General features: G+C 46.5%; 1 protein-coding gene. It reads right to left on the minus strand.

The annotated features are described in order from the left end of the window. Window positions 1-158: 158 nt before the first annotated feature. A complete protein-coding gene (locus tag ACVBDU_RS17960; RefSeq protein ID WP_447181108.1) occupies window positions 159-11,408 on the minus strand; it encodes a T9SS type B sorting domain-containing protein in 11,250 nt (3,749 codons plus the stop codon). Window positions 11,409-11,567: the final 159 nt, after the last annotated feature.

Below are 11,567 nucleotides of genomic sequence, written 5' to 3' on the forward strand. Positions count from 1 at the left end.
CCGGAATCTTTTGTCGGCCCGGGTTAGCAGGCCTTAATCCGGACTCCGAATTATTACAATTTCTTTTTAAAGCTGCCGCGTTCCCGGAACCGACTTTCCCAAACTGCGCGAAAAGGAAGTGTCATTTCCGGTAAGCAGGCAGCTTTTCCAATATCTGTTTATCTGTAAAGGGTAAAGTGCCCTACGAATTCACGGGAATCATTTTCCCCGTTGAGTTTCAGTGTATACCAGTAATCTCCGGTAGGCAACAATCTTCCCTTATAGATTCCGTCCCAGCCAATTCCCTGGGGTAATTTCACCAGTTCCCTTCCGTAGCGGTCATAGATAATTACTTTCATATCCGGATACCCTTCGGAATTACGTATCTTCCAGGTATCTTCATATCCGTCTCCGTTCGGGGTAAATACATTGGGAATCTCTATATCTATAAATTCCATACTTATAGACACCATGGCAACACAGCCATTGGCATCGACTACACGTACCGTATATGTCGCAGTATGGTTTATATAATAGGTATTTTTGTCGTTAAGACTTATATCATCAACATAGTATTGGTACCCTCCGGCACCTCCGGATGCTATGGCCGTAATCTCATTCAGGTTGTTCACCTGGAGTCTCAACTGTAAAGGCGCTATGTCTTCAACCATAAAGGATACGCTTCTGGAACATCCATTGGCATGCAGTACTTCTACCGTATGCATTCCCGGGCTAAGGTCACTGAAAATATTGCTCATTTGTCCGGCCGCGCCATCCAATCTGTAGATGACATCATCAGCCACATTTTCATCTACGCTAATGGTTACTGAATTTGTAGAAAATGCTCCTTCACAGCCATAATTTATTTCCGCTTCGGGCTGAATGGTCACCGGGTTTTCAAAGTCCACCACAGCTATATATTCACATCCGCCGGCATCTCTCACATAGATAGTATGTGTTCTTCCTCCCGGAAGGTCTGTAAACAGGAATCTATCATTTACAAAATTGTTTCTGTTGTTCAGGCTGGTGGCATAAGGGGGTGTACCTCCGGACACACTTATCTCCACATAAGCATCCCGGTCGCCTTCGCATACTTCTTCCTGTAAACTCACCACCTGCACAGTTACGGGCTGTGACGGCTCATCGATTTCCACAGATGTCGTTACCGTACATCCCGCTTCATCCCGTGCTATAATGGTATAGGTTCCCACTGCCAGGTTATCGAATACGTTAGAAGACTGGTAAACATCTATACCGAGAATGGCATACGCAATGGCGCCTTCTCCCCCGGTAGCCTGAACGGTAATACTACCCGTTTCTTCTCCGTGACAATTCACATCGGTAACACTTGTTGCCTCTACCCGATCCAGCGGATCTTTCTCTTCGATAACAAAAGATACACTCTTTATACATCCGTTGGTATGAATAACCTCTATGGTATGAGATCCCGGTGCGAGATTTGCAAAGGTTCTGCTGGTACGGGGTGTACCTCCGTCAAGGGAATAAGTGACCCTGGTGACTTCTCCCGGATCGGCTATTCGAACGGTAACTTCATTTTGGAAAGAACTGTTGCGGCAAAAACCATATATAATTTCCACTTCGGGAACAATATTGACTCCTTCCGGAATGGTGATTGTCTGATAGGTTTCACAATCATTACTGTCCTTAACGAACACTACATAGGTTTCCCCTCCTGCAAGACCCGTAAACTCCAACCTGCCTTCCTGATAGTCATTCCTGTTGTTCAGACTGGTAAAATACGGTGCCGTTCCCCCGGTAATAACTGCAGTAACGGATGCATTGTTATCGTCTTTACATATCTCCTCCGTAAAGCTCAGATCTATTGCTATCGGATCCGGTTCGATGATCGTAACCTCGAACCTCTCAAAGCACCCTGCTCCATCCTGGGCAACAATGGTATAGGTTCCTGCTCCCAGGTTATCAAACTCCGCTTCTTCATGGAACTGGTTCAGATTTGGTGATATGGCATACTTCACTGTTCCCGTGCCTCCGCTTGCGGAAAGAGTTATTCTTCCGTTCCGGCCTCCGTAACACAAAACATCAATGGTTTCTACATCTATAATCAAGGGATCGGGTTCCGTTACTGTTATGGCTACGGATACCTCGTCACAATCGTCACTTTCCACCATAACGTAATATGTACCTGCAAGAAGCCCTGTAAATATACCGGAAGCATTTTGTTGTCCTGCTACAGGAGCCTGGTTTTCATCGAGCAGGATATAGAGATAATTTCCCAGTCCGCCGGTTGCCGCAGCCCGTATTGTAGCTGTAGCATCCCCGCTGCAATTAACACTTGCTGCAGAAAGATCCAGGTCTATAACAATATCTTCAATAGCATTTATGGTTACTTCATTACTTCGTACCGGTTCACAGTCATTAGCATCTTTCACATAGAAAGAATATGTCCCCGGCCCCACATTGAAAGTATCCGTACCGGTGTAAGGTCCGTTTATATCCGCACTATAGGTATAAGGTCCGCCAATGCCGCCGGTTGCCGAAACACGGATAACGGCATCTTCTTCACAACGGATATTTTCCACTATTTCCAGTACAGGTACTATAGGAGCCGGTTCGGTAATGGTTATTGTGGCGGTAGTAAATGTACAATCCCAGTTATCTTCTATCGTAATGGAGTAAATCCCTTTCCCCAAACCACCGAAATCCGGTGAATTATAGGTATCTGTTGTGTTTTCTATAGTGGTCCCATCCGCCGCATAGCGATTAAGCCGGTACTGATAGTCACCGGAGCCCCCGGTAACGTTTTGCGCAGACACCTCAATATTGGTATCTCCGATACATTGCAGGTCCGTTCCGGGATTAGCAGTTATCCCGGCGTTTATAGGGTCCGGTTCCTGCAGGTTAACATTGCTCAGTTGCACCATACACCCTCCTGCATCACTTACCCAAACCTGGTAAATATTCGGAGTGAGCCCGGTAAAGTTCCGCGTATCGACAAAATCACCTTCTGCCGGTGCTGGTGCTGTTATGGGAGCTACATAATACTTATGACCTCCCCATCCACCCGATGCCAGGATGTATATACTTCCCGTTGCCTGTTCACAGGTAATAGGAGTTACTATGACTTCCGTTTCAGCTTCTATATCTCCGCCAATTGGCTCTGCTATACCGAAAGCCCTGGTACGGGTACAACCCGGTACATTGATCTGGCGGATCTCCACATAGTAACTTCCTCCACCGAGATTGACTACAGGAGTCAGGCCATTGGAGGCATCGTGTGTACCTGCCCTCCCGGTAGAAGTACTATCGGCCGCATTAAATATTTCCCATTCGAATATTCCCGGATACGAGGTATCCGTCATTTCAAAAGTTACCGCTCCCGATTCGGTACCGGGACAAATAATATCATTCAGAACACTAATATCTATACTGAAGCTTTCTGGTTCCGGGACCGTATAGGTCACTGGTATCAAGCATCCGGTATCTATATGCCTTACCATGAACACATATGAACCAGGGGACAGATCGTCAATAGTGGTGCCATAAGGCTGCCAGTTATTTGTATCGGGATCTCCGTCGCCATTATCCAGGCTCCATCGTATTCTATTGGTATTCCCCGTAGTTGTGGTTACCCGCACAGATGCAATTGCACCGGTTACGCAGGTTGCATCGGTTGCCGTTACTTCCGCTTCTATGAGTGCGTCAAACGGGTCGATCAAAGCAGAAACGGTTCCCGAACACGCTTCATTGTCATAAACATTTATGGTAAAATCGCCTCCGTTGGGATCGGCCCATATCAATTCGGGAGATGAGCCGGTCTGAACCACAGTTCCGGAGGTGTTTTCTATAAATTCATAGGTAATATACGTACCCGAACCACCGGTAATTAACGAAGGATCGATTACTACAGATGCTTCATCCGCACTATTCCCGACTGTACAGCCAAATTGTGTAACAGTTACAGCGGCGGCAGGAACAGAAACAGGATCGGGCTGTTGTATGATCACATCTGCAATATCCGTAGTACAGTAGTTAGTTCCGGTTGCAGTAACGGTATAGTTTCCGGGGGGCAGATTTTCAAAACCGTTTCCGTCCGGCATTAAGGTTACTCCGGCAGGCATCGGGGTTAAGGTATACGTAAGCGGGAGAATTCCATTATCTACCGCAACCATCCGGATAATACCGTCCCTGGCGCCATTACAACTGATATCGGTAGTGTTTACCGTAAAGGAAGGTGTAACAGGGTCCTGGATCGTTACTGTTGTTTCCACTTCACATTCCGAAGCCGTCCATATGGCATTACCTGTTACCACATCATATACGCTAACCGTATAATCTCCCGCATCTGCTACAGAGAATATAAACGGATTGGTATTCATAGTACCTCTCGGAATTGTGACATCTCCGGACACTTCGTATTCATAGTTCCCGGAGCCTCCGGTAGCCGTTATCGTAATTTCGGCATCGGAAGAAATAGGGGAACAATCCAGCAATTTAGTAACCTGGACACCGGCTTCGAACAGGGGATATACCTCCACGGTTTCCGGGCCGGCCGTACATCCGTTACCATCCATAACCATAACCTCATAGGTTCCCGGTACGACATTCGGAAAGGATCCGCCGTTATCCGTATAATTGGCTCCGCCATTCAAGGAATAACTATACGTTCCGGAACCTCCGGTGGTAACCACTTCCAATGCAAAAGGAGAGGAACAGTTGCTTATATTTATCGCTGTTATTTCGGGTGCCTGTGAAACATTCAATACTTCCGAGCCTACATCCGAAGAACAGCCATATTGATCTGTTATAGATATATTCACACTCACGGGAATTGTAGGATCAACTACCTTATCATAAGATACCCGGACCGGGTTTTCCGTACTTACTATATCTTCGGTAAGATTGGTTCCGGAAAGGGTATAGCTATAACCTCCCCATCCGCCGGTAGTGCCTGTTAGCTGCACAAAACCCGGGGAGTTACAGGTTATATCCCGAACATCCGTACCTGTAATAGTAATAGGCCGTGCTTCCTGTATAAGTACATTCCGGCTGGCACCGTAACAGGCATCTGTGCCTCCTGCATCTACCTGAGTAACCAAAAGGTAGTATTCTCCGGGGGCCAGGTTGTCCACCTGTATATCCATCGAAGGGTTATAGGGCACTATTCCACCACTATCCTGTACCAGGTTATCGTTACTGTCCATTAGCTCCCATCGGACCTGGTTTTCAAAAACACCATCCTTATCACTTACGGTGAACGTAATTTCCCCGTTAGATTCTCCGAAACACGCAGGTATACTTTGATAAGCAACTTCCGTATCTACAATATCGTATTCGTCATAAATATCCACATCATTCACACGGACACACCCCGTATCATCTCTGACATAAAAAGAGTAAGTCCTTCCGGGGAAAAGCCCGGTAAACACATGCGTATCCGGAGGGGTGTTCGGGCTCACCCAATCTCCCGGTGCAGGGGTTCCGGCACCTTCTACCACGGCAAAGCTATAAGGTGGTACACCGTCTGTTCCTTCTACTGTCACCTGAAAATCACATCCTACAGCTTCCGCCACCGCATCAACAACAAGGCTGACCGGGGGAAAAGGCACATCAAAAGGGTTATCGAAATCCATACGACATACTCTATCCCCATTGATGTCTACGGTGCGCATGGACGGGTATAGCCGTGTTCCGGGCGGATAGCCCCTGAACTCCGGATCTGTCGTCCAGGTAACTCCGTTATCCACACTGAATTCTACCGTCAATTCCGGGTAGGCAGGATAGTCGGTAAATAACATACCAAATTCGTCGGGGTCTACAACATCGCAATCGGCAGGCAGAATAGCTTCAAGGTTTGCCGTGAGTTCGTCAGGTTCTTCAATATCCGCAGGCAGTTCTTCTTCACATCCGTATCTATCGGTTACCGTCACGGTATAGGAGCCTCCTTCCAGGTTGGTGAATACTCTTGTGGTTCCTGCAAAATTGGTTACGGAATCCACGACATCTCCGTTGTTATCGGCAATTTCAATCGTAAACAATCCTTCTCCTGAGGTTATATTCACGGAAACTGATCCGGTTTCGCCATAGCACTGCGGAGATTCGGGGGTAACCGTTATACTCAGACCCGGCGCCTGGTTAATAGTCACCGTTTCAAGATATTCGCAATATTCCGTATTTCCGTTATTATCTCTAACATGAACATCGTAATCTCCCTCATTCCCGGGGGTTACATCAAAAGTTGATGTAGCCGAAAAATCTGCCGGGGTCACGGTTGATCCTGCCGGCACAAATGCATATACATAATCTCCGGCGCCTCCGGAAGGCTGAACGTTTATAGTACCGGATTCACAATTTATATTCGTCGGGGTTACCACTGCGGTTAGTTCCTCACGGATTACCACTGTCAGAGGATCTCCGGCGCAACCTGCAGCATCCCGGACGTCAATAATATAAGTCCCGGACGTCAATTGTGTAAAATAATAACTTTCGGCCGTTGGCGGGTTGGGGGTTTGCCATGCTCCACCGTTTATACGAAACTGATATTCTCCGTTTCCGTTATCGACATCTACTATGATCTGACCATTACTATCCCCGTTATAACAATTGGAAGATTCCGCTCTAAATTCCAGGGGGGTGGGTGCTTCTATATCTATACTGGTATCCGAAATACAAAAATTACTATCGCGAACCTCTATAATATGTGTCCCCGAGCCAAGATCGTGAAATTCGGCAGTTGTTCCCGCACTGCTCCAGGTGGTCCCTCCGTCTATACGAAATTGATAGGGAGGTACTCCGCCCTGACCTTCTACGGAGATACTGGCTCCGGTACTACATGTGGCTTCTTGCTGCAAGCTTGCCGAAGCAGTTACAGGGTCCGGAACATTCACACTCCGGACGAAAGTCAATTCACATTCTCCTTCGGCATAACGTACCATTAAAGTAATCTCATGTGTAGCCGTATTTACCGGCGCCGTTACCGATACGGGAGAAGTTGTACGGTTAATCCATGTAGCTCCGCCATCCAGGCTATAATCAAAACCGTAAGCTGTATTGTAATTTTCCACTGCAAAAGCAATGGTTGTCTCATCCTCATCACTACAGAAAAGATCGGCCACATTAGTCACGCGGGCGTCAAATGCCCTGCCATTTTCAATAGTAACCGGTATATCCACAGTACCGGGACATTGCCGGGGCACCTGGTATACTACAATATCATCTATGGCAAGATCATTACCGTTTATTATTGCGGAATTGGTACGGATCACAATATCCAGTTCCGTATTATTTCCGGGATTCAGCGGAATTTCAAAATTATGCCAGTTATTATCTCTCTGGATGTCCGAAGTTATGTGTTCTGCTACTACATTGTCACTACCATCTACTAATTGTATAACAAGGTTAGGGTCTCCAAGCCCGGGGTCTGTCCCGGCACGTAAAAGATTGAGTCCCCATAAAGAAACCATAACATCCCTGTCGGGTATGACATCCCTGGCGGTTCTTCTGTATACTATTCCTCCCACACCAACAGCATCTCCCACATTGATAACCAGCATTCTGCCATCCGGGTCTCCGGTATGATCCGTTGGTGAGAGCCAGGTTCCGAACGGATGTTCTATATGATTGGTAACGGAATACTCTCCGTCATTTATCTCCGGGTTTGAGTTGGTCGGGCAATTGGTCCCGGCCCCTGTTTGAGGTTCAAAACAATAAGCTGCACTTATATAGGGTGTAGACACGGTAGGCCCCGCACCAAAGGTTTCCACCATCAGTGTACTCGGAGGGGGTGGATCTTGTGTTACATAGTTCACCGTAATCACATGGTTTCCAGGTGATATTCCGGTAAATATACCGGATGTGCTGTCGGGCGCATTTAATACACCGTCGATCTCATACCAATAATTGTATCCGGGATTTGTATTGTCCAGGTTTATCGTAGCTTCCGCGTTACCTTCGCAATCGTAATCTCCTATATCTACCGTTGCAGTTGGCGGGGTGAGTGGTTCAGGCACTTCTACCGTCATGGTATAGGTACATCCGTTGGCATCTCTTATATAAACATTGTGATCTCCGGAAGGAAGATAACCGGTATTGTTACTACCATAGGTTATTCCCCCGTCAAAACTGTATTCATAAGGAGGTGTTCCTCCTTCGGCATTCACTACCCTGGTTTGCCCTCCTGAATTTACATCGCATTCTACAGTTTCGCTTACTCCCGATGTGGCAGTCAGCGGGCTATCCGGTTGCGTAATGGTTATTTCGTGAGTTTCTCCGTCACAGATATTATTTCCCCTGGATTGTGTAACTGTTAATGTATAACTTCCCGGAGGCAGGTTTTCAAAATTGTTTCCTGCTTGGTGCGTTGCAGTAATATCGTTACCGTTTACATCCTCCAGCAAATACGAGAAATCGAAACCACTTACCGGGGTGTATGTTACCAGTATTCTACCGTCGTTAGCCCCGTAACAGGATACGTTTTCTCCGGAGACTTCATAATCCAGGGGCGGGTAGTCTTCTATAACTACAGTCCCGGAATGGGCCTGGCATCCGTCCGCATCCATAACTACAAAAACGTAGTTCCCTCCCGTGTTAATTTCAAATTCCTGATCCGTCTGATAATCATCAGGATAACCAGGATTTTGTGCCGTTCCGTCTATCCGGTATATGGCATACCTGTGCGGCGTGCTGCCTCCACCGGAATTCATTTCTATTATCCCGGTACCATCGCAAAATATGTGTTGCCGGACAGAGGCGGTAAGTTCAAGAGGATCAACCCTGTCTACGGTAACAAAACCGTCATCCCAGTCCAGCGAACAACTACCGTCTTCGGCGGTTACTTCTATGTGGTAGGTATTCGGATCGTTAATACCGTCATAGGTAAACCTGGTATCGTTTGTAGGTCCGTATTCCGCAAAAACCGTACTTCCCGTCTGGTTGGTAATCCGATAGTAATATTGGGGCCCTACTTCCTCTACTGTAATATCTATAGTTCCGGGACCACATGCGGAAACAGGTTTTGTTTCCACGTTAACGGTAAGGTCCCGCTGCTGAATTACCAGGTTATTGAGATTAAATATACATCCTCCGACTACGTCTGCCTGGCGGATATCCACTTCGTAGATCCCGGCCACATTCGCATCTATGCTATTATTCCCGTTTTGCCACGGCTCTATCTCCGTACCATCACGTAACCATCTGTACTCATATCCGGCCGGTACATTGTCTATGGTAATACTTCCCGGGTTTCCGCAGATAATATTTTCCAATACGGCCCGGGGATCCAGATCGTTGGTATACACGTTAAAATAGAAACGGGAAAAACAACCGCCCTGGTAGGAAACTACCATACGGTATTGTCCGCTGCCATCGGAACCTACCTCGTACTGAGATCCTGTAGCTATGGTATTCCAGGTACAGGCAGAACTCTTGTTGGCACATACCGCGTCACGGTCTGCCGGGCCACAGGCGCCGTTTTCATCCAGTTTTTCCCAGCGGACCTCATCTACATCTACAATTCCCGTATTTATAAGTCTTCTGTCCCCGACTCCGCAAAGGAAGAATTTAGGCAGCCTGCTACCGTCATCCGTACAGTTTTCTACTACGTCGGCTTCGGGGAGGAGCGGATTATTCTGAATATCCCCGTGAAGTACCACATGGATCACTTCATTGAGATCCGGACAGGTAGAACCGTCTGCCGTTTCCTTGAAAACCGTATATGTCCCCGGAATATTAACGGTAATACTTTGTGTAGTTCCTACCTCAATTCCATCGCTATTTGTCCAGGTGTAGGTATCGAAACCTCCCCCGGCGGTAAGGGTAAGTTCTCCAGAACAGAGAACTTCTTCTCTTTCAAAAGTACAGGTCGCCGTACTGGCCAGAATGTTCACCGGTACCTGCTCGCCTATATAGCAATCGTTTACCCCGCTGAGACTGGGGTCTTCCGTAATTACTTCACCGCTGTCCACTCCTGTGTATGTACCAAAGGCTTGATTACGAATGATATGCGAACAGGCCGCCGTAAAGTCATCGCATTCGGTAGATACATTTACCTGTATTTCTATCCAGCCGGTGGGGTCTCCGGCCCGTACCATATTGTCGGGCACATTAAATATTATTTCACCTTGCGCCTGATCGTGTGCCCATGTTACATTGTTACTGGCAGAAATATTTACATTTACACGGGCATTTACCGGTAACAAATCGCGAATAGAAAAATCACGGGCATCGTCATTTCCTATGTTTTTAAATTCTATGCGATAGATTAAAGTTTCCCCCAGGTTTACTTCCTGATCGGATATGTCATTACCATGCACATCGCGAATATGTTTCACCAGGCGAATATCCGGCGTTACGACTTCCGCACTGAATGCACTGAAAAAAGGATAATAAGCATCCTGTGAAGTGGTAAAACGCATGGTTGCTTCCGTTTCATTGTTGGCAAGCATATTCGTTATGTCTACGATAGTGGCATCATACCCCAGGGTATTGCTGCTATTGGGTTCTCTATCCAGGAATTCCACATCATTATTCGATATTCTCGCATTAAAAAAATTATTGGACGGATTGAGATTATCACTTACATTCTGAAAAAAGCCATTACTCCCGGCATCAAGCAAAAACCGGTCGTTATTTATTCCCCGGTCTCCTTCCAGGGCCAAAGTCATAAGATTAGCCCTCACTGGTCCCACAGGATTAGTGCGAAAACCGGATACCGGTACATCCACGCTGGATTGCCCATCCCGGGTTACTGCGGCAAAGCCATCAAAAGATGTAATAAATTTTGCTGGAAGGGCCAGGTCTTCATATACGAAAAATATAGTCCATCCCGCCGAAGCTCCCCCAAAATAGTATTTATTTCCCTCTCCTACCCGAATGTTGGCCACAGTATATTCTCCCTCAGGATTATTAAGACTTGTGATATAATCGGTAATATCGGCAAAACAGGCATAGGGTCCGTTGTCTTCATCAAACCCGGAAGAGTTATACCCGTCATAAATAACTTCTCCGACGATATCCGTATAGCCGGTTGCTCCTGGAAGCTGTAATTTAACCCTGTCTATAGACTCTCTCGTATTATCACTACTTGAATTGGATGGATAAGTTCCTGCCCAGTACAAGCCTGCATACAGTATCTTATAACAATCGTCACTGTCTGTTATAGTGAGTGTGGCACGACTGGAGCTAAAAGTGGAACCATCATTATCCACATCAATATATCCCATATTGAAGCTGTCATTATTACCACTGCCATTATAAGGATCATTCGGACGGCTCCCCCATCCACTATTTCTGCTTACAGTATTATTGGAAATCATGGTCATGTTTCCCCGAACCCTGTTTTCGTACCGGACCTCAAAAGGTTTCAAAAATTGTCCGTATGTAAAGGACATTCCGGCAAACAGCACATACACAACGAGGACAAATGACCTGAAAGCTGTACTATTTTTCATCATATAACTTTTATTAATTGAGTTTAACCTGTTTCTTTTTCTGATGGAAAACCTACGGTGCGGAAAAAATCATTTGTTTTCATTTGTCCGGGTTATAAGCAGGCTTTTTCTGTTTCTCTCAGGACTGTTTTTCAGATATCTGAAATGCAGTACCTGGTTATT

The organism is Sinomicrobium endophyticum (genome assembly GCF_052983315.1).

Excerpts from the sequence above, each read along its gene's own strand:
- ACVBDU_RS17960 (WP_447181108.1), bottom strand. The coding sequence starts at position 11,408 with ATGATGAAAAATAGTACAGCTTTCAGGTCATTTGTCCTCGTTGTGTAT.